The 20,370-nt window shown below is 72.3% G+C and carries 24 protein-coding genes; 15 read left to right on the plus strand and 9 right to left on the minus strand.

Annotated features, from left to right (window positions below; all coding sequences use genetic code 11):
- The first annotated feature begins 13 nt into the window (after positions 1 to 13).
- On the plus strand, positions 14 to 1,135 hold the full coding sequence (locus LCN96_RS18540; protein WP_225274011.1) for an MFS transporter: 1,122 nt from the start codon (positions 14 to 16) through the stop codon (positions 1,133 to 1,135).
- Here LCN96_RS18540 and LCN96_RS18545 read toward each other — a convergent pair.
- From LCN96_RS18545 to LCN96_RS18560, 4 genes are all read right to left on the minus strand, one after another.
- Positions 1,132 to 2,781, minus strand: a complete 1,650-nt coding sequence (locus LCN96_RS18545; RefSeq protein ID WP_225274013.1) for a trypsin-like serine peptidase — start codon at positions 2,779 to 2,781, stop codon at positions 1,132 to 1,134. The genes LCN96_RS18540 and LCN96_RS18545 overlap by 4 nt on opposite strands.
- 89 nt (positions 2,782 to 2,870) lie before the next feature.
- Positions 2,871 to 3,875 (minus strand): non-homologous end-joining DNA ligase, encoded by a 1,005-nt coding sequence (ligD, locus tag LCN96_RS18550; RefSeq protein WP_225274014.1) that lies wholly within the window; start codon positions 3,873 to 3,875, stop codon positions 2,871 to 2,873.
- Between the two features lie 48 nt (positions 3,876 to 3,923).
- Positions 3,924 to 4,118 (minus strand): hypothetical protein, encoded by a 195-nt coding sequence (locus LCN96_RS18555; RefSeq protein ID WP_225274016.1) that lies wholly within the window; start codon positions 4,116 to 4,118, stop codon positions 3,924 to 3,926.
- 50 nt (positions 4,119 to 4,168) lie between these two features.
- On the minus strand, positions 4,169 to 5,092 hold the full coding sequence (locus LCN96_RS18560; protein WP_225274017.1) for a hypothetical protein: 924 nt from the start codon (positions 5,090 to 5,092) through the stop codon (positions 4,169 to 4,171).
- A 314-nt stretch (positions 5,093 to 5,406) separates the two neighbouring features.
- On the opposite strand from LCN96_RS18560, the gene hisD reads away from it, so the two are divergent.
- Genes hisD through hisF form a run of 9 tightly spaced genes read left to right on the plus strand, consistent with a single transcriptional unit; the run spans position 5,407 to position 11,425 of the window.
- Positions 5,407 to 6,714: a histidinol dehydrogenase gene (hisD, locus tag LCN96_RS18565; RefSeq protein ID WP_225274019.1), complete on the plus strand. Its 1,308-nt coding sequence runs from the start codon at positions 5,407 to 5,409 to the stop codon at positions 6,712 to 6,714.
- On the plus strand, positions 6,711 to 7,781 hold the full coding sequence (locus LCN96_RS18570; RefSeq protein WP_225274020.1) for a histidinol-phosphate transaminase: 1,071 nt from the start codon (positions 6,711 to 6,713) through the stop codon (positions 7,779 to 7,781). Before hisD ends, LCN96_RS18570 begins: the two co-directional genes overlap by 4 nt.
- Positions 7,778 to 8,371 (plus strand): imidazoleglycerol-phosphate dehydratase HisB, encoded by a 594-nt coding sequence (gene hisB / locus LCN96_RS18575; protein ID WP_225274022.1) that lies wholly within the window; start codon positions 7,778 to 7,780, stop codon positions 8,369 to 8,371. The genes LCN96_RS18570 and hisB overlap by 4 nt, the downstream gene beginning before the upstream one ends.
- Entirely contained in the window at positions 8,368 to 8,523 is a 156-nt protein-coding gene (locus LCN96_RS18580; RefSeq protein ID WP_225274024.1) for a hypothetical protein, read from the plus strand. Before hisB ends, LCN96_RS18580 begins: the two co-directional genes overlap by 4 nt.
- Positions 8,517 to 9,155, plus strand: coding sequence for an imidazole glycerol phosphate synthase subunit HisH (hisH, locus tag LCN96_RS18585; protein ID WP_225274026.1), 639 nt, complete (start codon positions 8,517 to 8,519; stop codon positions 9,153 to 9,155). Before LCN96_RS18580 ends, hisH begins: the two co-directional genes overlap by 7 nt.
- A gap of 27 nt (positions 9,156 to 9,182) precedes the next feature.
- The gene (locus LCN96_RS18590) at positions 9,183 to 9,512 is read left to right on the plus strand and encodes a hypothetical protein (protein ID WP_225274028.1); all 330 of its coding nucleotides are present in this window, start codon (positions 9,183 to 9,185) and stop codon (positions 9,510 to 9,512) included.
- A complete protein-coding gene (priA, locus tag LCN96_RS18595) occupies positions 9,513 to 10,235 on the plus strand; it encodes a bifunctional 1-(5-phosphoribosyl)-5-((5-phosphoribosylamino)methylideneamino)imidazole-4-carboxamide isomerase/phosphoribosylanthranilate isomerase PriA (RefSeq protein ID WP_225274029.1) in 723 nt (240 codons plus the stop codon).
- Positions 10,236 to 10,256: 21 nt separating this feature from the next.
- On the plus strand, positions 10,257 to 10,667 hold the full coding sequence (locus LCN96_RS18600; protein ID WP_225274031.1) for a Rid family hydrolase: 411 nt from the start codon (positions 10,257 to 10,259) through the stop codon (positions 10,665 to 10,667).
- Positions 10,664 to 11,425 (plus strand): imidazole glycerol phosphate synthase subunit HisF, encoded by a 762-nt coding sequence (gene hisF / locus LCN96_RS18605; protein WP_225274033.1) that lies wholly within the window; start codon positions 10,664 to 10,666, stop codon positions 11,423 to 11,425. Before LCN96_RS18600 ends, hisF begins: the two co-directional genes overlap by 4 nt.
- 39 nt (positions 11,426 to 11,464) lie before the next feature.
- On the opposite strand, the gene LCN96_RS18610 is transcribed toward hisF, so the two are convergent.
- The 3 genes from LCN96_RS18610 to LCN96_RS18620 all read right to left on the minus strand — a co-directional run bounded on the left by LCN96_RS18610 (position 11,465) and on the right by LCN96_RS18620 (position 13,869).
- Positions 11,465 to 12,826, minus strand: coding sequence for a glutamine synthetase family protein (locus LCN96_RS18610; RefSeq protein ID WP_225274035.1), 1,362 nt, complete (start codon positions 12,824 to 12,826; stop codon positions 11,465 to 11,467).
- Positions 12,827 to 12,887: 61 nt separating this feature from the next.
- Positions 12,888 to 13,049 (minus strand): hypothetical protein, encoded by a 162-nt coding sequence (locus LCN96_RS18615; RefSeq protein WP_169789240.1) that lies wholly within the window; start codon positions 13,047 to 13,049, stop codon positions 12,888 to 12,890.
- 190 nt (positions 13,050 to 13,239) lie between these two features.
- Entirely contained in the window at positions 13,240 to 13,869 is a 630-nt protein-coding gene (locus LCN96_RS18620; protein ID WP_225274037.1) for a TIGR03085 family metal-binding protein, read from the minus strand.
- A gap of 127 nt (positions 13,870 to 13,996) precedes the next feature.
- Here LCN96_RS18620 and LCN96_RS18625 point away from each other — a divergent pair, with 127 nt between their 5' ends.
- Positions 13,997 to 15,841: an ABC transporter ATP-binding protein gene (locus tag LCN96_RS18625; protein WP_225276007.1), complete on the plus strand. Its 1,845-nt coding sequence runs from the start codon at positions 13,997 to 13,999 to the stop codon at positions 15,839 to 15,841.
- On the plus strand, positions 15,838 to 17,619 hold the full coding sequence (locus tag LCN96_RS18630; RefSeq protein WP_225274039.1) for an ABC transporter ATP-binding protein: 1,782 nt from the start codon (positions 15,838 to 15,840) through the stop codon (positions 17,617 to 17,619). Before LCN96_RS18625 ends, LCN96_RS18630 begins: the two co-directional genes overlap by 4 nt.
- Before the next feature lie 10 nt (positions 17,620 to 17,629).
- Here the strand turns inward: LCN96_RS18630 and LCN96_RS18635 are convergent, their stop codons facing one another.
- Together LCN96_RS18635 and LCN96_RS18640 are read right to left on the minus strand one after the other, a co-directional pair.
- Positions 17,630 to 18,019, minus strand: a complete 390-nt coding sequence (locus LCN96_RS18635; RefSeq protein ID WP_225274040.1) for an ATP-binding protein — start codon at positions 18,017 to 18,019, stop codon at positions 17,630 to 17,632.
- Positions 18,012 to 18,842: an MEDS domain-containing protein gene (locus tag LCN96_RS18640; protein WP_225274042.1), complete on the minus strand. Its 831-nt coding sequence runs from the start codon at positions 18,840 to 18,842 to the stop codon at positions 18,012 to 18,014. Before LCN96_RS18640 ends, LCN96_RS18635 begins: the two co-directional genes overlap by 8 nt.
- Before the next feature lie 152 nt (positions 18,843 to 18,994).
- Here LCN96_RS18640 and LCN96_RS18645 point away from each other — a divergent pair, with 152 nt between their 5' ends.
- The 3 genes from LCN96_RS18645 to LCN96_RS18655 are packed head-to-tail and all read left to right on the plus strand — an operon-like array spanning position 18,995 to position 20,308.
- Entirely contained in the window at positions 18,995 to 19,330 is a 336-nt protein-coding gene (locus LCN96_RS18645; protein ID WP_225274044.1) for an STAS domain-containing protein, read from the plus strand.
- 24 nt (positions 19,331 to 19,354) lie between these two features.
- On the plus strand, positions 19,355 to 19,711 hold the full coding sequence (gene hisI, locus LCN96_RS18650; protein WP_225274045.1) for a phosphoribosyl-AMP cyclohydrolase: 357 nt from the start codon (positions 19,355 to 19,357) through the stop codon (positions 19,709 to 19,711).
- Between the two features lie 9 nt (positions 19,712 to 19,720).
- On the plus strand, positions 19,721 to 20,308 hold the full coding sequence (locus tag LCN96_RS18655; protein ID WP_225274047.1) for a Trp biosynthesis-associated membrane protein: 588 nt from the start codon (positions 19,721 to 19,723) through the stop codon (positions 20,306 to 20,308).
- Positions 20,309 to 20,370: the final 62 nt, after the last annotated feature.

The following is a 20,370-nucleotide window of genomic DNA, read 5'->3' on the forward strand; positions in this document are numbered from 1 at the left end:
TGAGGATCGAGGGGTGAACAGGATCCCCGCCCTCGCCGCCGGCCACGCCACCGTGGACTTCTACCAGGGAGCCGTCCCCGCCCTCGTGCCCTTCCTCGTGGCCGGGCGGGGCTACGGGTACGTCGCCGTCTCCGGCATCGTGCTGGCCGCCACGCTGCTCTCGTCCATCGTGCAGCCGATCTTCGGCGTGCTGACGGACAAGTGGCGGATGCCGTGGCTCATCCCGGCGAGCATGATCCTGGCGGGCACGGGGGTGGCGATCTGCGGTGTGTCGGACTCGTACGTGCTGACCTGGCTGGCCGCCGCCCTGTCCGGGCTCGGCGTGGCCGCCTACCACCCGGAGGCCGCGCGCCTGGCCAGGCTCGCCAGCGAGGGCAGCCACGTGCGGATGAGCTGGTTCTCCACGGGCGGCACGCTGGGGTTCGCGTCGGCGCCGGTGCTGGTGACGCCGCTGCTGGCGGGGTGGGGGCTGGGCGCCTCGCCGTTCCTCGTGCTGCCCGCCGTGCTGGGCGCGATCCTGACGCTCCCGGCGATCAGGGTCCTGTCCGGCGGCGCCAGGACGGCCCGCGCCGCCGGGCCCGTCTCCGGGAGGGACGACTGGCCGTCCTTCACCCGGCTCACGCTGGTGATCGTCTTCCGCTCGGTCGTGTACGTCGGCCTGAGCGCCTTCGTGGCCCTCCACCTGGGCGGCGGCGCGGCCGGGGCGGTGGCGCTGTTCGTGCTGTTCGCGGGCGGCGCGGTCGGCACCGTGGTGGGCGGCAGGCTGGCGGCCCGCCTGGGCCGGGTGCGGACGATGCGGCTGTCGTACGCGCTGGCCGTCCCCGCGGTCGCCGGCGTGGTGTTCGTGCCGGGGCCCGCCGCGTACGTGTTCGTCGCCGCCTCCTCCATCGCCCTGTACGCCCCGTTCTCCCTGCACGTGACGCTGGGCCAGGACTTCCTGCCGACCAGGGTGGGCACGGCCGGCGGCGTCACCCTGGGGCTGGCGGTCAGCGTGGGCGGGCTGGCGAGCCCGCTGGTGGGGGCGGTCGCCGAGGCGGCGTCGCTGCGTACGGCGCTGGCCTGCCTGATCGCGTTTCCCGTGCTGGCCCTGCTCATGGCACGCACGATCAGGGAGCCCGACCCGGTGGCCGCCTAGCCGGAGGTCGCCAGCCGCAGGACGCCGGTGTTGTCGCGTTGCGTCGGGTCCAGGCGGGTGGAGGTGACGCGGGCCGAGACGGGCAGGCGGCGCGGGGCGTCGGCGGCGACGCGGAGGCGGGCGTGCAACCGTACCGGCCTGCCCGGGTGGATGGTGCCGATCGTGCAGGAGGCCTCGCGCTCGCCGCTCTTGCAGGTGGCGCCGCTGACCGAGGTGAGGGCCGCGCCGGGTGGCACGGTGAGCTTGACGGGGACCTGGGCGGCGGCCATCAGCCCGCGCATGGTGACGGTGGCGGTGACCGCGGTGGTGCCGCCGCGCCGGACCGGCCGGCCGGGGCCCGCGAGGCTGACGGACAGGGCGTCGTACACGCCGCGCGGGTCCGCCCGCTTGACGATGGCGCCGTAACCGTCGAGGTTGATCGCGTTGGCGACCGAGTTGCCGTCGGCCTCGCCGTCCTCCTTGCCCGCCGACAGCACGCCGACCAGGTCGCCGGTGCCCTTGACCACCCACGGCCCGCCGCTGTGCCCCTTGAACAGGTGGCAGTTGAACGTCTCCAGCCGCCCCGCCTTCGACGACAGGGCCGCGCTGCGGGCGGCGAGCATGGTGTCCGCGCGGGCGATCCCGAGCGCCTGCCGCGTCCTGCCCAGGCACCAGAGCTGGTCCTTGCCGTCGTACGGCTTCCTGCCGAGCAGCCCCGGATACCCGATGGTGGCGATCGTGTGCTTGCCGCCCTGGCTGAGCAGCGGGGTGAAGGCGCCCACGGCGTCCTGGAGGGTGCCGTTGCGGCGGCCGACCTCGATGAGGGCGACGTCGTAGATCGAGTTCCAGTCGCCGCCCGCGGCTCCGGTGTAGCCGTCGGGCTTCCACGCGCGCCGGCCGCCCCATCTCCCGTACGGCTCGCGCTGCTTCACCGTGGCGCCCCGGCCGTCGTAGGCGGGCACGAACGCGAAGCTGGTGTGCCACTTGCCGGTCGCCGCGCCCGCCGGTACGCCGTACACGCAGTGGGCGGCGGTGACGACGAGCAGGCGGGAGGCCGAGCGGATCACCGAGGCGCTGCAGGAGTCGCCGTTGCCGGCCGCGTTGACGAAGAACAGGCGGCCGCTGATGCGGCTGGCGGGCGTGGTCGTGTACGGGCGGCGCACGCGGGCGTACCCGTTGGTGTCGCCACCTGGAGTGATGCGTCTGCTCGACGGCACGCTGGCCTTCCGCTCGGCCGCCCCGCCACTGTCGTCCGACGCCCCCTCCGAGCCCGCGCCCGTGCCGGTACCGGTGCCGGAGTCCGCGCCCGCGCCCGCGCCCGTGCCGGAGCCGGAGCCGGTGCCCGGGCTCGGCACGCTGGCCGGCAGGTCGGCGGCCTTGGCCTTGGCCTGCTTGTCCGCCGTCCAGTACCGCACGGCCCGCCCCGGCCGCATCACCGGCGAGGCGGCGGCTCCCCACGAGCGATCGTGCTGGACAGGCCGCGCAGCGGCCGACTCGCCCGAAGCCTGCGAGCCGGGTACCGCGTGGGTGCGCGGCGCGCCCGGCGAGGACTGGGTGGCGGGCAGGCCCGGCGGCGGCTCGGCCACCGCGGGCGACGCGAGCGCGCCGACGGCCGGCGGGCTCAACGCGGTCAGCGCGGCCAGCGTGGTGACCAGAGTCTTCTGCACAATGTCCCCCGAGCAACTCGATGACCTTCTGATCACTTTAAGTCGCCAATAGGTGACTAAACGTTGTCCGAGGGTGTGTGTCGGGTAAATCAGCCCGCAGCCGCGTCCCCCTGCCCGGGCAGCAGCTCGGCGGTGGTGGCCTCGCGCGGCTCGCGGTCCGGCCGCAGCCCCCGCCACGACGGGTGCCGCAGCCGCCCGTCGCCCGTGACCTCGGCGTACTGCACCTCGCCGACCACCTGCGGCTCCACCCAGTGGGCGTCGCGGGCGTGCTCGCGCGGCACCACCTCGTCGAACGGCGGGTCGTCCCGCTCCAGGGACGCCAGCCGCTCGCGCAGGTCGCGCAGCATGGATTCGGTGAAGCCGGTGCCGACGTGGCCGACGTAACGCAGCCGGCCGCGCGGGTCGTACGCGCCGAGCAGCAGCGACCCGATCATCCCCGAGCGCCGCCCGCCGCCGGGCTTCCACCCGCCGATGACGATCTCGACGGTACTGACGTTCTTGATCTTGGTCCACTCGCCGCTGCGCCGGCCGGGCCGGTACGGCGAGCTCATCCGCTTGCACACGACCCCTTCCAGCCCGAGCTGCCGCGAGGAGTCGAACGCCCGCGAGGCGTGGTCGGCGAACCAGACGGGCACCTGCCACCGGTAGCCGGGCCGCAGCAGCCCCTCCAGCAGCTCCCGCCGCTCGGTGTACGGGCGCGCGACCACGCCGGCCTCGTCCAGGTGCAGGATGTCGAAGGCCATGAACGTCACCGGCACCGCCCTGGTCAGCTCCGCCACGGCGGCCGGGTTGCGCTGGTGCATCCGGGGTTGCAGCGCCTCGAAGCTGGGCCGCCCCGCCTCGTCGAAGGCCACCACCTCCCCGTCGATGACGGCCGCGTGCCTGCCGGTGGAGCCGGCCATGAGCTGCAGCTCGGGGTAGGCGGCGGTGATGTCCTTGCCGTTGCGCGACATCAGGCGGACGGCCCCGTCCTCGACGTAGGCGAGGGCGCGCACACCGTCCCACTTCATCTCGACGGCCCAGTCGTCGCCCTGGACGGAGGTCAGCGTCCCGAGCTGGGCCAGCATCGGCGCGTAGGCCGGCAGCCGCACCATGGTGCATGCCGTACCCCGTCCGCTTGATCGACAGTGGTGAAGAGGGGTCTACAGATGGTCAAGTGGCCTGTCTTCGACGAGCTCCGCCAGGTCCACGCCGTGCTGGCCCAGCTCGGCGACCGTGGCGCAGTAGCCGCGCAGGTAGATCCGGCCGTTGACCCGGTGGGAGACACGCAGCAGCGGGCGATCGTCCAGGATGATCGCCTCCACGAGGATGCCGCCGGGGCCACGCCACTGTCCCATGCCGGTAAGAGTAAATGCCCGGACATAATGGACAGGTAATAAAGCCGCCCTCACGGGAAGGCCGGACCCGGCTCCGGAGCGCTGCCCGGCCAGGTGCGCCGCAGGCGCAGCACGGCGGACGGGGCGTCCGGCGACTTCACGAACGCGTCCCTGAGCGGGAAGCACAGGTAGCCGCTCGTCGTCCAGATGTGGTGGCCGCCGAGGTCGAAGCAGCGGGCGCCGCGCTCGTCGTGCGCGGGGAATCCGGCCATGGCGAAATACAGGGACCCGGAGTAGACGCCGCCGATGCCGTGGACGTCGATCCGGCAGCGCTCGCCCGCCGTGACGAGCAGGTGCGCGTGCACGGTGTCGGAGCTGGGCCACGAGCCGCTGTCGCCGACCCCGTGCGTGTAGCTGCCGGTGAACTGGGCGTGCCCGGGGACGGTGATGTCGATCGTGCCGCCGGCCGCCCAGCCGCCGGACACGGTGACGACCTTGCGGATCTCGCTGCCCACGGAGTACCGCATCAGGGTGCCGCCCTCGGCGACGGCGGTGGCGGCCCGCCACGGGTAGCGGGTGCCCAGGCAGCCGCCGAACGCCAGGTGCCCGGCGTAACGGGCGATGAGCTCCTCGAAGTGGTCGAGCACCAGCCTGGCGGTTGGGTGCGGGGTGCGGTGGTCGATGACCGTGGTGCCGCGCTCCCGCTCGCGGTCGTTGAAGCAGCCGGGGCAGACCTTCTTCACCTCCGCCCACTGCTCCTCGCACGGCCCGGCCGCGGCGACCGTCTTCCACTGCGCCCCGCGCGGCACGCCGGCGGCGGCGACGTGCGCGGGGATCGTGTACCCCGGCTCGATCCCCGGCCGGACGAGCGGGATGCCCGCCACCGCGTCCGACTCGGCCTCCCCGGCCTGGTGTGAGGCGGCGGCGTGCTGACGAGCTGAGCAGACCACCGTGCTCAGGTGATGTGTTTCCGTGCCGATGCTGGTGTGGTGCATGTGACGGCCCCTCTACGACCCGTTCCCTGTCGCAAAGGTGACGTAACGTTAGCTTTGCATTACGCTAAGTTTTTCTTGGCGAGAAGTGTTAGAGGCGGCCGTTCCCGGGCAGTTGTGACCCCTTGAGCTTTTCCCTGCCGTGGCCGTGCCCCCGTGACGGCCACGGCTACCGCCCCGGCAGGCCCGGTCCGGGGTGATGGTGGCCGCGGGGCGTGCGTCGGCGAGCGCCGCCCCGCGGCCTTCACTCTGTACGGCGACATGTCCGGATCGTGGACAGAACCAGATTCAGGGCCCGGACTCCGTAGACTGTCAGGGTGATTTCCCGTATTGACATGCGCGGTTCTCTGCCCGAGGACCTGCGCGACGTGCTGCCCCGCGCCGAGCTCGACGTCGAGGCCGCCCTGGAGAAGGTGCGGCCCATCTGCGACGACGTGCGCCATCGCGGGGCGGCAGCCGTACGGGAGCTGACCGCCAGGTTCGACGGTGTCGAGATCGCCTCCGCCCGCGTGCCCGCCGAGGCGCTCGAGCGCTCCCTCGCCGAGCTCGACCCGAGGGTCAGGGCGGCGCTGGAGGAGTCGATCAGGCGGGCCAGGCTGGTCCACCGCGATCAGCGGCGCGCCGACGTCACCACGCAGGTCGTGCCCGGCGGCACGGTGACCGAGCGGTGGGTGCCGGTCGAGCGCGTGGGCCTCTACGTCCCCGGCGGCCGCGCGGTCTACCCCTCCAGCGTGGTGATGAACGTCGTGCCCGCGCAGGAGGCGGGTGTCAGCTCGCTGGCCGTGGCCAGCCCGGCGCAGAAGGAGTTCGGCGGGCTGCCGCACCCCACGATCCTGGCCGCGTGCGCGCTGCTCGGCGTCGACGAGGTCTACTCCGTGGGCGGCGCGCAGGCCGTGGCCATGTTCGCGTACGGCACCGAGGAGTGCGCGCCGGTCACCATGGTCACCGGTCCCGGCAACATCTACGTGGCGGCGGCCAAGCGGCTGCTCAAGGGCCTGATCGGCATCGACTCCGAGGCCGGCCCCACCGAGATCGCCATCCTGGCCGACGAGAGCGCCGACCCGGTGCACGTCGCCGCCGACCTGATCAGCCAGGCCGAGCACGACACGATCGCCGCCGCCGTCCTCGTCACGACCAGCCCCGAGCTGGCCGACGCCGTCGAGAAGGAGCTGCCCGGCCAGGTCTCGGCCACCAAGCACTCCGAGCGCATCACCGAGGCGCTGAGCGGCAAGCAGTCGGGCATCGTGCTGGTGAGCTCGATCGACGACGGCCTCAAGGTCGTCGACGCCTACGCCGCCGAGCACCTGGAGATCCACACCGCCGGCGCCGCGGCCGTCGCGGCCCGGGTGCGCAACGCCGGGGCGATCTTCGTGGGCACGTACGCGCCCGTCTCGCTCGGCGACTACCTCGCCGGCTCCAACCACGTGCTGCCCACCGGCGGCTGCGCCTGCCACTCCAGCGGCCTGTCGGTGCAGTCGTTCCTGCGCGGCATCCACGTCGTCGACTACAGCCGCGAGGCGCTCGCCGGCGCGGCGGCCCACGTGTCGGTCCTGGCCGACGCCGAAGACCTGCCCGCACACGGCGCGGCGATCCGCGCCCGATTCGACTGGCGAGTGCCCGAGTGAACCTCGACGACCTGCCGATCCGCGACGACCTGAGAGGCAAGACGCCGTACGGCGCGCCCCAGATCGACGTCCCGGTCCGGCTCAACACCAACGAGAATCCCTACCCGCCCTCGCCCGCGCTCGTCGCCGACCTGGCCAGGTCGATCGGCGAGCAGGCCGGCGAGCTCAACCGCTACCCCGACCGCGACGCCGTCGAGCTGCGCGCCGACCTGGCCGCCTACCTCGGCCACGGGCTGGCGACCGAGCAGCTGTGGGCGGCGAACGGCTCCAACGAGGTGCTCCAGCAGATCCTCCAGGCGTTCGGCGGCCACGGCCGCACCGCCATGGGGTTCGAGCCGTCGTACTCGATGCACCCGATCATCACCAGCGGCACCAGCACGGAGTGGATCGACGCCAGCCGCGAGGAGGACTTCTCGCTCGACCCCGGCAAGGCCGTGGCCGCGATCGAGGAGCACCGCCCCGACATCGTCTTCATCACCTCGCCCAACAACCCGACCGGCACCGCGCAGCCGCTCGACACGATCGAGGCCATCGCCTCGGCGGCTCCGGGCATCGTGGTCGTGGACGAGGCCTACGCCGAGTTCGCCCGCGAGGGCACGCCGTCGGCGCTGACGCTGCTGCCCGCGCACCCGCGGATGATCGTCACCAGGACGATGTCCAAGGCGTTCGCCATGGCGGGCACCCGGGTGGGTTACCTGGCCGCGCACCCCGCCGTGGTGCAGGCGCTGCTGCTGGTGCGGCTGCCGTACCACCTGTCGACGCTCACCCAGACGGCGGCGCGCGTGGCGCTGCGGCACCAGGAGGAGCTGCTCGGCACCGTCGACGCGCTGCGCCGCGAGCGTGACGACACGGTGACGTGGCTGCGGTCCAAGCAGCTGGCCGTGGCCGACTCCGACGCCAACTTCGTGCTGTTCGGGCGCTTCCCCGACCGGCGCGCGGTGTGGCAGGGGATGCTGGAGCGCGGCGTGCTCATCCGCGAGGTGGGCCCGCCCGAGTGGCTGCGTGTGTCGATCGGCACCAGCGAGGAGATGGCGGCCTTCCGCGCCGCCCTGGAAGGAGTGCTTTGAGCCGCGTAGGTCGCATCGAGCGTGTCACCAAGGAGACCTCGGTCCTGGTCGAGGTGAACCTCGACGGCACCGGCCAGGTCGAGGTGGCCACCGGGGTCGGGTTCTACGACCACATGCTGGCCCAGCTCGGCAAGCACGGGCTGTTCGACCTGACCGTCAAGACCGAGGGCGACCTGCACATCGACTCGCACCACACGATCGAGGACACCGCGCTCGCGCTGGGCGCCGCGTTCCGCGAGGCGCTGGGCGACAAGTCGGGCATCAGGCGGTTCGGTAGCGCGTCGTGCCCGCTCGACGAGTCGCTCGCCCAGGTGACCGTCGATCTGTCCGGCCGCCCCTACCTCGTGCACACCGAGCCCGAGGGCATGGCGCCGATGATCGGCCCCGAGTACGACACGACGATGACCCGCCACATCCTGGAGTCGTTCGTGGCGCAGGCCGCGATCTGCCTGCACGTGCACGTCCCGTACGGCCGCAACGCCCACCACATCGTGGAGTCCCAGTTCAAGGCGCTGGCCAGGGCACTGCGCGAGGCGTCGGAGCTCGACCCCAGGGCGACCGGGGTGCCGAGCACCAAGGGCGTGCTATGACCGACAACATGCTCGCCATCGTGATGGTCTTCCTCGGGCTGTTCCTGATCGGTGGCGTGTTCTCCCTGGGCAAGCAGGGGCTCAAGATCGGTGCCGCCGTCTGCGCGCTGGGCGCGGCGATGGCGATCACGGCGGGGGTGCTGTGGTGGTGAGCAAGAAGAACGTCGTGGTGCTCGACTACGGCTCGGGCAACCTGCGCTCGGCAGAGCGCGCCCTGGCCAGGGCGGGTGCCGAGGTGACCGTCACGCCCGACTTCGAGGCGGCGCTGGAGTGCGACGGGCTCGTCGTGCCGGGCGTCGGCGCGTTCGAGGCGTGCATGAAGGGCCTAAAGGCGGTGCGCGGCGACCAGATCGTCGGCCGCCGCCTGTCCGGCGGGCGCCCGGTGCTGGGCATCTGCGTCGGCATGCAGATCCTGTTCGCCAGGGGCGTCGAGCACGGCGTCGAGACCGAGGGCTGCGGCGAGTGGCCGGGCACGGTCGAGCGGCTGGAGGCGCCGGTGCTGCCGCACATGGGCTGGAACACCGTCAAGCCGCCCGAGGGCAGCGTGCTGTTCGCCGGGCTCGACGCGGCCACCCGTTTCTACTTCGTGCACTCCTACGGGGTGCGCGAGTGGGAGCTGCGCACCGGCGACGGCTTCGCCGAGCCCGTCGTCACCTGGGCCGAGCACGGCGTGCCGTTCGTGGCCGCCGTCGAGAACGGCCCGCTCATGGCCACCCAGTTCCACCCCGAGAAGTCCGGCGACGCCGGAGCGGCGCTGCTCCGCAACTGGTTGCAGACGCTGTGAGCCCATCATGAGCGCTGTGAGCCCATCATGAGCAAGGAACGCGCGCGCCGCAGGGCCGAGCGGGAGGCCGAGCGGGCGCGCGCGATCCGGGCCAACGAGGAGCGGCAGGCCCGCCGGGCGCGCCGCCGCGCCCTGCTGGCCCGGTTAACCCCGCGCCCGGTGCGGTTCTACCGCCAGGGCGGCCTGCTGGCCCGCCGCCACCGCGCGCAGAACGCCGTGGTGGCGCTCGCTTTCCTGCTCGTGCAGGTGATCGTCTGGCTGATCTGGGGCTCGTTCCCGCTCAGCTTCGGTGTCCTCGTCCTCTCCCTGCTGCTCGCGCCCGTTGTCGTGACCCTCGCCTTCGACCGGAGGATCTGAATGTCGCTCGTTTTGCTGCCTGCCGTGGACATCGTGAACGGCCAGGCCGTACGCCTGACGCAGGGCGAGGCCGGCACGGAGACCGTCCACGGCGCGCCGCTGGCCGCCGCGCTGGCCTGGCAGGAGGCGGGCGCCGAGTGGATCCACATGGTCGACCTCGACGCCGCGTTCGGCCGGGGCGGCAACCGGGAGCTGATCGCCGAGGTGATCGGCAAGCTGGACGTGAACGTGGAGCTGTCCGGCGGCATCCGCGACGACGAGTCCCTGGCCGCGGCGCTGGCCACCGGCTGCCGCCGGGTCAACATCGGCACCGCCGCGCTGGAGAACCCCGAGTGGTGCCGGAAGATCATCGCCGAGCACGGCGACAGGATCGCGGTCGGGCTCGACGTGCGCGGCACCACGCTGGCCGCCCGCGGCTGGACCCAGGACGCCGGCGACCTGTGGGAGGTGCTGGAGCGGCTGGAGTCCGACGGCTGCCCGCGCTACGTGGTCACCGACGTGACCAAGGACGGCATGCTCCAGGGCCCCAATCTCGGCCTCTATCGCCAGATCTGCGCCCGTACCGACAGGCCCGTCGTCGCCAGCGGCGGCGTTTCCAGCCTCGATGACCTGGTCGCACTGGCTTCTCTCGTCCCGGACGGAGTGGAGGGCGCCATCGTGGGCAGGGCCCTGTACGCTCACGCGTTCACGCTGGAAGACGCGCTTTCCGCGGTGCGCGTGTAACTCTTGCCGGGAGGGGGCGAGATGAGCGTCAGCAGCATCGGCATGGAGAGCACCGGTTACCGGGTGTTCTCAGGCGGCGTCTGGGAGGAGAAGTACGGCTACGCCCGGGCCGTGGTGGCGGGCGAGCGGGTGATCGTGTCCGGGTGCACGGCCACGGTCGACGGAGAGGTACGGCACGTCGGAGATCCGTACCAGCAGGCTCTGACCGCGATCGACATCGCGCTGGAGGCCGTCCTGATGGGCGGCCTGACACGGGAGGACGTCGTCATGGTCCGCTACTACGTGGTGGAGCAGCGGCACTTCGACCCCGTCGGGAAGGCCATCCACGAGGTCTTCTGCAAGGTACGCCCCGCCTGCACCGGGGTGCGGGTGGCCGGGCTGGTCGACCCTAGAATGCTGGTCGAGATCGAAATAGAGGCACTGCGAACATGACCGTAGCGGTAAGAGTCATCCCCTGTCTCGACGTGGACGCCGGACGCGTGGTCAAAGGCGTCAACTTCGAGAACCTGCGCGACGCGGGCGACCCCGTCGAGCTGGCCAGGCGCTATGACGAGGAGGGCGCCGACGAGCTGACCTTCCTCGACATCACGGCGTCCTCCGGCGAGCGCGAGACCATGCTGGACGTGGTGCGCAGGACCGCTGAGCAGGTGTTCATCCCGCTCACCGTCGGCGGGGGAGTGCGCGCGGTCGAGGACGTGGACCGGCTGCTGCGGGCGGGCGCCGACAAGGTGTCGCTCAACACCGCCGCCATCGCCCGGCCCGAGCTGCTCACAGAGGCGTCCAGGCGGTTCGGCGCCCAGTGCATCGTGCTGTCCGTGGACGCGCGGCGGGCGCCGGGCACCGAGAGCGGCTTCGAGGTGACGACGCACGGCGGCCGGCGCGGCACCGGCATCGACGCGGTGGAGTGGGCCGCCCGGGGCGAGGAGCTCGGCGTGGGCGAGATCCTGCTCAACTCGATGGACGGCGACGGCACGCTCGACGGCTACGACCTGGAGATGCTGCGCGCGGTCAGGGCTGCCGTCCGGGTGCCGGTGATCGCCAGCGGTGGCGCGGGCCGGCTGGAGGACTTCCCTCCGGCGGTGGCGGCGGGCGCCGACGCCGTACTGGCGGCCAGCGTCTTCCACTTCGGCACGCTGAAGATCTCCGAGGTCAAGGACACGCTCCGGATGGCGGGGCACCCCGTCCGCTGACCGGCTCGCCCCGGGCCGCGCCGCCCGGGGCCGAGAGCGTCAGAACACCCGCAGGTGGTGGAAGAGCTCGTAGGAGACGTCCTTGGCCGCGAACGCGGCGGCCTCGGACCGCTTGACGGCCAGGTACGCGCTGCGCCGCAACGGCCCGAGCGCCTCCATGAGCACCTCGTCGGCCTCCAGCGCGTCGAGGGCCTCCTCCAGCGACTGCGGCAGGCGGGGATAGCGGCCGGGACGCGTGTCGGGGTCGACGTCCACCGCCTCACCCGGGTCGAGCTTGCGCCGGATCCCGTCGAGCCCCGCGTGGATGACCGCGCCGAGCGACAGGTAGGGGTTGGCGGAGGAGTCGGAGGGCTTCAGCTCCAGGTTCGGCTCGCCGCTCTCGCCCAGCGGGGAGCAGATCCGGATCGCGGCCTCGCGGTTGTCGGGGCCGTACACCGCGTACGCGCCGGACCACATGCGGGGCGTCAGGCGGCGGAAGCTGTTGACGCTGCCGCAGGTGAGCGCCGTCAGGGCGGGCAGGTGCGCGAGCAGGCCGCCGATGAAGCCGTCGCGTACCTCGCTCTCCTCGGCGAAGACGTTCTGCGTGTCGTTCCACAGCGACAGGTGCAGATGGCAGCCGTTGCCCGCCTGGTCGGCCAGCGGCTTGGGCGCCAGCGAGGCCCACATCTGCATGCGCATGGCCACCCCGCGCACGGTCTCGCGGTAGATGACGTGGTTGTCGGCGGCCCGCAGCGCGGGCGCATGCCGGATCGACAGCTCCTGCTGCCCGGGGCCGAGCTCCGGGTGGTAGTGCTCGACGCGCAGCCCCTGAGTCTCCAGCGCGCGGATCAGCTTGACCGTGTAGTCGTGCGCCGTGTCGAAGCCCGTGGCGGCATAGCAGAGCGAGTCGTCGAGCGGCACCAGCCGATCGTGGCCGCCCGCCGGGTCGGGCAGCCGCCGCCCGAGCGTGAACTCGGGCTCGAAGGCCGCCACCAGCGCGTACCCCTCCGTGCTGAGCTCGGCGATGGCCTCCTTCAGGAACGTCCGCGCGCACGCCCCCCACGGGCCGCCATCGGGCAGACGCAGATCCGACAGCATGGCCGCCGCGCCGGGGGCGTGGGGCAACGGGACGTACGTGGCCGGGTCGGGGACGATGCGTACCTCGCCCACCGGACCCAGGTGCTCGACCTCCTGGAGCTGGTCGAGCATGTTCATCGCCATCATGGCCACCGTGTGCCCGATGCCCGTGCTGAGCCGTTCGGCCAACCGTGACCGGGATGCCGCCTTGCCACGGATCACGCCACCGTGGTCGGCGTACAGAAAACGGATCAGCTCGATACCCTCGAGCTCCGCTCGCTCGAGGATGCGCCGCGCATGGGGGTCGAGCTGATGGGGTTTGGTGCCGCTGGGGCGATCTCTCATCCTGCCTGCGTAACACGATCTGGCAGCGCGGGGAAGCACCTGACGCAGACAGAACCTTCCGTCAGGTCAGAACACTTGAGAAGAACACGGCCAACTGATTGGCTCCTTGAATGATTCCGTCGAACACACCGTTGACCGCGGCGGCGGCTTGGGCCGGCCGGGTGAACAGGTAGAAGACCACGAACGCGACAGCCACGTAGGTGATCACCTTCTTGACCTGCATGGGGGGCCTCCTGCAGTCCATTCCCAGCCGTATATACCCGGATCTGGGCGATCCCTAGGCATCTTCTGTGAAGATGTACATGATCCTAACCGGGGGGCTTCCTACTCATGCCATGGTAAGGGCAGGAGATTACCCGCGAGCGCCTTCCACAAAGCGATTTCCGCGGTAGCGCCGCCGCCTCGCGGCGCGCTCACACGCCCAGAGTGGCCTCGCGCAGCAGCTCGACGGAGCCGGGGTCGCCGGTGAGCTCCACGCGGGCGTGAGCCTGCCGCCCGAAGCAGAACATCAGCAGCTCCGCCGCCTTGCCGGTGACCTCCACCCGCGCGCCCCCGCGCGGGCCGCCGAGCGCCACGCCGCCGCCGAGCCGGTGCAGCACCACGCCGACGGGTGAGCGGCGCAGCATCAGGCGGGCGCCGGTGGCGACCCGCTTCCAGATGAGCGCCTCCAGGTCGGCCGGCAGCTCGCGCGGCTGCCACGCCTGCTGCGCCCGGCGCACGTCCTCGTGGTGCACGAACAGCTCCAGCGTGTTGACGGCCTCGTCGAGCGCGGGCACCAGGCCGTACACGCCGCCGGGCCTGCGCACGATGCCGACCAGCTCGGGGAACGGGTAGCGGGCCTTGAAACCGTTCTGGACCGAGGCGGTGTAGCCGGCCAGCGCCTTGATCGCGATGCCGCCCATGGCGTCGGGCCGGCGCTCGCGGATGGCGAGGTGGGCCGCCAGGTCGTAGGTGGTCCAGCCCGTGCACAGGGTCGGCGCGTCGGGGCCGAGCCGGTCGAGCAGGTCGCAGAGCGCGGAGCGTTCGCCACGGGCATGTGTCACGCGGTCAACCCTACCGCTGGGAATAACAGCTTGATCGGGAGTGATAGAGACATACGGAGAAACGTCAGATTGACATCAGATATGAGAGGAAACCCCCCGAGTGGCGAGCAAGGTCACCTCGGCCGTGATGCGTCAAGGGCTCCGGGTCCTTGGGGTGGCCATTCGCACGGAGAAGACGGTGTTCACGCTGGCGGTGCTGGCCAGCGCCGTTTACGGCGGCATGACCGTCGCCTCGGCCTGGGCCCTCGGCTGGGCGACCCAGCACGTGGTGCTGACGTCGTTCGCCGACGGTGACGTCAGCGCGGGCGCGCTGTGGACCGGCACGCTGCTGATCCTCGGCACGGCGCTGCTCAAGGCGCTCGGCGTGGCGGGGCGGCGCATCCTGGCCGGCGTCATGCAGTACCGCATGCAGGCCCGCTCGCGCCGCGACGTGACCAAGCAGTACCTGCGCCTGCCGCTGTCGTGGCACCACCGGCACCCCACCGGCCAGCTCCTGTCGAACGCCAGCGCCGACGCCGAGGCCGCCTGGGCCCCGCTCGCGCCGCTGCCGATGGCCGTGGGCGTGATCGTCATGCTGTTCACCGCGGCCGTCGCGATGTTGTTCACCGACCTCGTGCTCGCCCTGGTGGGCTTCCTCATCTTCCCGGCCATCGCCGTCCTCAACCTGGTCTACCAGCGCAGGCTCAGCCCCCTGGCCACCCGCGCGCAGCAACTGCGCGCCGAGGTCAGCGAGATCGCGCACGAGAGCTTCGACGGCGCGCTCGTCGTCAAGACGCTCGGCCGCGAGGACCTGGAGACCGAGCGGTTCCAGCGGCGCGCCCACGAGCTGCGTGACGCCAACATCGCCGTCGGGCGGGTGCGCGGGCTGTTCGACCCGATGCTGGAGGCGCTGCCCACGCTCGGCGTGCTCGCCGTGCTGGCCGTGGGCGCGGCCCGCCTGTCCGCGGGCGCGATCGACGCCGGCGGGCTGGTGCAGGTGGCCTACCTGTTCACGCTGCTCGCCTTCCCCATCAGGGCACTGGGCTGGGTGCTGGCCGAGCTGCCGCGCAGCGTCGTCGGCTGGCAGCGGGTGCAGGCCGTGCTGGACGCGACCGGCTCCATGGAGTACGGCGCCACCTCCGTGAGCTCGACGGCCCCGGCGAAACTGGCGGTCGAGGACGTCTCCTACGCCTACGGCGAGGCCGAGGTGCTGCACGACGTCACCTTCGAGGTGCCCGCGGGCCGCACCGTCGCCCTCGTCGGGCCCACCGGCTCGGGCAAGTCCACGCTCGTGCAGCTCCTGGCCCGCCTGGTGGACCCCGCGTCGGGCCGGGTGCTGCTCGACGACGTGGACCTGCGCGAGCTGCCCTACGGCGGCGTGGCGGCGTCGGTCGCCCTGGTGCCGCAGCAGACGTTCCTGTTCGACGACACCGTGCGCGGCAACGTCGCGCTCGGCGGCGGTGCCCCCGACGAGGCCCCCGACGAGGCCCCCGACGAGGCCCCCGACAAGGCCCCCGATGAGGTCTCCGACGAGGACGTGTGGGCGGCCCTGCGGCTGGCCCAGGCCGACGGCTTCGTCGGCCGCCTGCCCGACGGCCTCGACACCCGCGTCGGCGAGCGCGGCGCCTCCCTGTCGGGCGGCCAGCGCCAGCGCCTGGCCCTGGCCCGCGCGGTCGTGCGCCGCCCCCGCCTGCTCGTCCTCGACGACGCCACCTCCAGCGTGGACCCGCAGGTCGAGGCCAAGATCCTGCACGGGCTGCGCGACGCCGCGGAAGCCTCGACCGTGGTGGTCGTCGCCTACCGCATGGCCACCATCGCGCTGGCCGACGAGGTCGTCTACCTGGACAAGGGGCGCGTCGTGGACCGGGGGCCGCACGAGGAGCTGATCGAGCGCTGCGCCGGCTACCGCAACCTGGTGACCGCGTACGAGCGGGAAGAGGCCGAGCGCGCGGCCATCGAAGTGGAAGAAGCGGTCGAAGAGGTGCAGGCATGACGGCGCAGAACATCCGGCGCGACTCGGAGCGTTCCGCGCTGGCCACGGTCCGGCAGGGCCTCTCACTCACCCCCGAGTTCCGCAAGGGCCTGATGGGGACGCTGGCGCTGGCCGTCATCGCCACCATCGGGAAGATCATCGTGCCGATCGCGGTCCAGCAGACGATCGACACCGGGCTCAAGGGCGGCAAGCCCGACATCTCTTACATCACCAGTGCTGTGGTGATCTGCGCGGCGGCGGTCGTGCTGACCGCTCTGGCGGGCTACGTCATGAACGTCCGCCTCTACAAGGCCACCGAGTCCTCGCTGGCCACCCTGCGCGTGCGCGGCTTCCGCCACGTGCACGACCTGTCGGTGCTCACCCAGAACACCGAGCGCCGCGGCGCCCTGGTCTCCCGCGTCACCAACGACATCGACCAGATCAGCAACTTCATGCAGTGGGGCGGGCTGATGATCATCGTGGCGCTCGGGCAGCTGCTCGTGGCCACGGTCCTGATGTTCGTCTACTCCTGGCAGCTCACCCTGCTGGTGTGGGTCTGCTTCATCCCGCTGATGATCGCCCTGCCGCGCTTCCAGCGGCTGCTGTCGCGCGCGTACACGATCGTCCGCGAGCGCACCGGCGACATGCTGGCCGCCGTCAGCGAGTCCGTCGTCGGCGCCACCGTCATCCGCGCGTACGCCTCCGAGCAGCGCACCGCCGAGCGGATCGACGCCGCCGTCAACGCCAACAGGAAGGCCCAGACCAGGGCGCAGACCATCGTCGGCTTCGTCTTCCCGCTGACCGAGATCGTGGCCGCCGTCGCCATCGCCGGCATCGTGCTGCTCGGCGTGCGGCTGGGCCTGTCGGGCGACATCACGCAGGGGCGGCTGGTGGCGTTCCTCTTCCTCGTCACGCTGTTCGTCTCGCCGCTGCAGACCGCCACCGAGGTGCTCAACGAGGCGCAGAACGCCGTCGCCGGCTGGCGCCGCATCCTCGGCGTCCTCGACACCCCGCCGGACGTGGCCGACCCCGGCGAGGCGGGTGTGGAGCTGCCCCGCGGGCCCATCGAGGTCGCCTTCGAGGGCGTGCACTTCTCCTACCCCGGAGGCGCGCCCGTGCTGCGCGAGGTCACGGTGGACATCCCGCCCCGCTCCCGCGTCGCCGTCGTGGGGGAGACCGGCTCGGGCAAGACCACGTTCGCCAAGCTGCTGACCAGGCTGATGGACCCCGGCTCAGGACGTGTCACCGTCGACGGCCACGATCTGCGCCACGTGCGCTTCTCTTCGCTGCGCGAGCGGATCGTCATGGTCCCGCAGGACGGCTTCCTGTTCGACGGCACCCTGGCCGACAACATCCGCTACGGCAAGCCGGGGGCCACCGACGAGGAGATCGCGCTGGCGATGACCGAGCTGGGCCTGGCCGACTGGCTGGAGGGCCTGCCCGCCGGCCTCGGCACGCCGGTCGGCCAGCGCGGCGAGTCACTCTCCGCAGGCGAGCGCCAGCTCGTCGCCCTGGCCCGCGCCTACCTCGCCGACCCCGACCTGCTCCTGCTGGACGAGGCCACCTCGGCGGTGGACCCGGCCACGGAGGTACGGCTGGCGCGCGCCCTGGAGGGCGTCACCCGGGGCCGCACCGCCGTCTCGATCGCGCACCGCCTGTCCACGGCGGAGAACGCCGACGAGGTGCTGGTCTTCGACAGCGGCCGCCTGGTGCAGCGCGGGCCGCACGCGGAGCTGGTCAAGGAGAGCGGGGTGTACGCCGACCTGCACGCCTCGTGGATCTCGGCGGCCCGCTCCTGACCCGCCTCGATCAGCCCCGCACGGCCGCGAACGTCACGGTCGTGCCCGCCGGCCCGGACACGATCGTGATGTGGTCGCACAACATGCTGGTCAGCCACAACCCCCGCCCGCGGAAGTCGAACCCCGCGGGCGGCCGCATGTCACCCATCCACCCGGCGGGCAGCCCCGGCCCCTCGTCGCTGACCTCGCACCACAACCACTCGCCCTGCGACCACAGCCGCAGCCGTCCGTGCCCGCCGCCGTGCAGCACCACGTTCGTGGTGATCTCGTTGACCGCCAGCACGAAGTCCTCCAGCCGCCTGCCGGTGAGCCCCTCGTACCTGGCGTGCTCGGTTACGGCCCTGCGCAGGAACGTGATGCGGCCCCGGGCGAAGGCCGTGCAGAGCACCTGTCTACCCATCGCCCACCCGGCGCACGACGACGTACTCGTCCGCGCTGATCAGCCGCAGCACCCGCGCCATGGAGTCGCGGCACACCACCACGGTGGAGCCGCGCGGCCTGGCCATCGCCGTGACGGTGAGGAGCTGCGCCGAGCCCGCGTCGATGAAGTCCAGCCCGGACGCGTCGATCACGATCTCGCCCGGCTCCTTCTCCAGCGGCGCCAGCAGCGAGGCGAACGCCGGCCGGTTCGTCAGGTCGACGTCCCCCCACACCCGCAGCCCGGAGCCGGTGCCGGCGAAGCGCAGCAGCGCCTGCTCAGGCGAGATCGGATGCACGGAGGCGGCCCGGTCGATGGCGTCGCGGGGGAAGAGCCGGCGGTCGTACTGGCACACGGCCGCCAGCCACCGCTCGCCGAACACCTCGTTGGCCGCCGCCTCGAACGCCGCCTGCTCCGTCGCGTCGCCCGCTCCCCAGGAGGCGTCCACCAGCGCGTACACGCCGTGCTGGCCGTGCTTGCCGGCCCGCGCGCGGGCGTCGGCCAGCCCGGTGTACATGCGGTCGAGGTCGAGCCGGCCGTCGGTGAAGTGCGTGTCGATCGACCGCAGGATCTCGATCTGCCCGGCGGACACCGCGTCGGCGAACCCCGGCACCAGCGGCGCCAGCCACCCGCGCGTCCGCTCCGGACTGTCGGCATGTGTGATGATCACCACCTTGGTACGGCGGCGCAGGCCGTTCCTCGTGAACAGCCCCGCAGCCGTCATCCGCTCCCGCTCGCCCTCGAACGGCAGGCACACATGATCACCGAGGTCGGGATCGAGCACGGAGCCCGCGACGTGCACCACGATGGTCCTCCCCCTAGCACGCGTCGGGAAGAAAGTACCCCGATCCCTGCCATCACGTAGCGCATTCTCGGCAAAACCCGCTGTGACGCGCCGCAGACAGGTGTACCTTTTCGGCGGGGCCGCCCGCGGGAGGGGTCGTGAGGAGCATGGGCGTGGATGTGCTGGAGATGTCGCGACGCCGACACGGCGAGCTCGTGGTGGTCAGCCTGGCCGGGGAGATGGACGTGGACAACGTCTCCGAGGTCCGCAAGTGCCTCAACGAGGCGGCCGCCGCGCCGGAGCCGCGGCTGGTGGTCGATCTGAGCGCGCTCACCTTCATCGACACCACCGGGCTGGGGGTGCTGGTGCGGATGCTGGCGTCGCTGCGCGACCGCAACGGCACCATGGCGCTGGTGGCGCCCGACGGGCAGGTGCTGCGGCGGCTGCGGCGGACGAACCTGGCGCCGCTGTTCCCCATCTACGACACGTTGTCGCAGGCACTCGCCTGAGGGGCGCCGGGGCGGGCTGGTTGAATGGGACACATGTCCCTTGACCCCAAGATCGCCGCGAGACTCAAGCGCAACGCCGACGGCCTGGTCCCCGCGATCGCCCAGCAGTACGACACCGGCGAGGTCCTCATGCTCGCCTGGATGAACGACGAGGCGCTGCACCGGACCCTGACCACCGGCAGGGCCACCTACTGGTCGCGCAGCCGCCAGGAGTTCTGGGTCAAGGGCGACACCTCCGGCCATGTCCAGCACGTCAAGGCGGTGGCGCTCGACTGCGACGGCGACACGATCCTGGTGAAGGTGGACCAGGAGGGCGCCGCCTGCCACACGGGCGACCGCACCTGCTTCGACGCCGACCAGCTCGAGATCGCGCTCGGCTAGGCGGCGGGCGTGCACAGGGAGTTGTGGGTGTGGGTGGCGGCGACCGCGCTCGGCTGCCTGGCGGTGCTCGTCGCCGCAGGGCAGGGCTGGGCGACGGTGCTGCAGGGGGCCGAGGTGGAGGCGCCCACCGGCGGCGACCTCGCCCCCGCGCTGACGCCCGTGGCGCTGGCCGGGCTGGCCGGGGTGGTGGCGGTGCTGGCCACCAAGGGGCTGGGGCGGCGGCTCGTGGGCGCGTTGCTGGCGCTGTGCGGCGCCGGCGCGGCGGCGGCCACCTGGACGGCGCTGAGCGGCGACCACGTGGCCACCTGGCTGCGCGAGCAGAACGTGTTGCGGGGCGCCGCCGAGGTCCCCTGGGAGGCCGCGCCGCTGTGGCCGGTGGTCGCGGCGGCGGGCGCGGTGCTGATGGTGGCGGGCGGCGTCGTGGCGATCGTGCGCGGCGGCAGGTGGGCGGGGATGTCCGCCCGGTACGACCGCGGGGCCGGCGCGGGCAGCGCTGCGGGCACGGGCGCGGGCTCCGAGGCGAAGGCGCAGGTGAGTGACGACAGGGCGCTCTGGGACGCGCTCGACAGGGGAGACGACCCGACGGATTCCCGCTGAAATCAGGCGCTGTCGAATCCTCCACTGTTCTGAACCATTGTCTGCTTGGCAAACGTTTCCTC

The organism is Nonomuraea gerenzanensis (assembly GCF_020215645.1).
Taxonomy (GTDB): domain Bacteria; phylum Actinomycetota; class Actinomycetes; order Streptosporangiales; family Streptosporangiaceae; genus Nonomuraea; species Nonomuraea gerenzanensis.

What these genes read in the sequence shown, in the direction of transcription:
- ligD (WP_225274014.1), bottom strand. Translation starts at nt 3,875, where the DNA reads ATGGTGCGGCTGCCGGCCTACGCGCCGATGCTGGCCCAGCTCGGGACG.
- LCN96_RS18555 (WP_225274016.1), bottom strand. Translation starts at nt 4,118, where the DNA reads ATGGGACAGTGGCGTGGCCCCGGCGGCATCCTCGTGGAGGCGATCATC.
- LCN96_RS18560 (WP_225274017.1), bottom strand. Translation starts at nt 5,092, where the DNA reads ATGCACCACACCAGCATCGGCACGGAAACACATCACCTGAGCACGGTG.
- LCN96_RS18580 (WP_225274024.1), top strand. Translation starts at nt 8,368, where the DNA reads ATGACCGACAACATGCTCGCCATCGTGATGGTCTTCCTCGGGCTGTTC.
- LCN96_RS18590 (WP_225274028.1), top strand. Translation starts at nt 9,183, where the DNA reads ATGAGCAAGGAACGCGCGCGCCGCAGGGCCGAGCGGGAGGCCGAGCGG.
- priA (WP_225274029.1), top strand. Translation starts at nt 9,513, where the DNA reads ATGTCGCTCGTTTTGCTGCCTGCCGTGGACATCGTGAACGGCCAGGCC.
- LCN96_RS18600 (WP_225274031.1), top strand. Translation starts at nt 10,257, where the DNA reads ATGAGCGTCAGCAGCATCGGCATGGAGAGCACCGGTTACCGGGTGTTC.
- hisF (WP_225274033.1), top strand. Translation starts at nt 10,664, where the DNA reads ATGACCGTAGCGGTAAGAGTCATCCCCTGTCTCGACGTGGACGCCGGA.
- LCN96_RS18610 (WP_225274035.1), bottom strand. Translation starts at nt 12,826, where the DNA reads ATGAGAGATCGCCCCAGCGGCACCAAACCCCATCAGCTCGACCCCCAT.
- LCN96_RS18615 (WP_169789240.1), bottom strand. Translation starts at nt 13,049, where the DNA reads ATGCAGGTCAAGAAGGTGATCACCTACGTGGCTGTCGCGTTCGTGGTC.
- LCN96_RS18625 (WP_225276007.1), top strand. Translation starts at nt 13,997, where the DNA reads ATGCGTCAAGGGCTCCGGGTCCTTGGGGTGGCCATTCGCACGGAGAAG.
- LCN96_RS18630 (WP_225274039.1), top strand. Translation starts at nt 15,838, where the DNA reads ATGACGGCGCAGAACATCCGGCGCGACTCGGAGCGTTCCGCGCTGGCC.
- LCN96_RS18635 (WP_225274040.1), bottom strand. Translation starts at nt 18,019, where the DNA reads ATGGGTAGACAGGTGCTCTGCACGGCCTTCGCCCGGGGCCGCATCACG.
- hisI (WP_225274045.1), top strand. Translation starts at nt 19,355, where the DNA reads ATGGGACACATGTCCCTTGACCCCAAGATCGCCGCGAGACTCAAGCGC.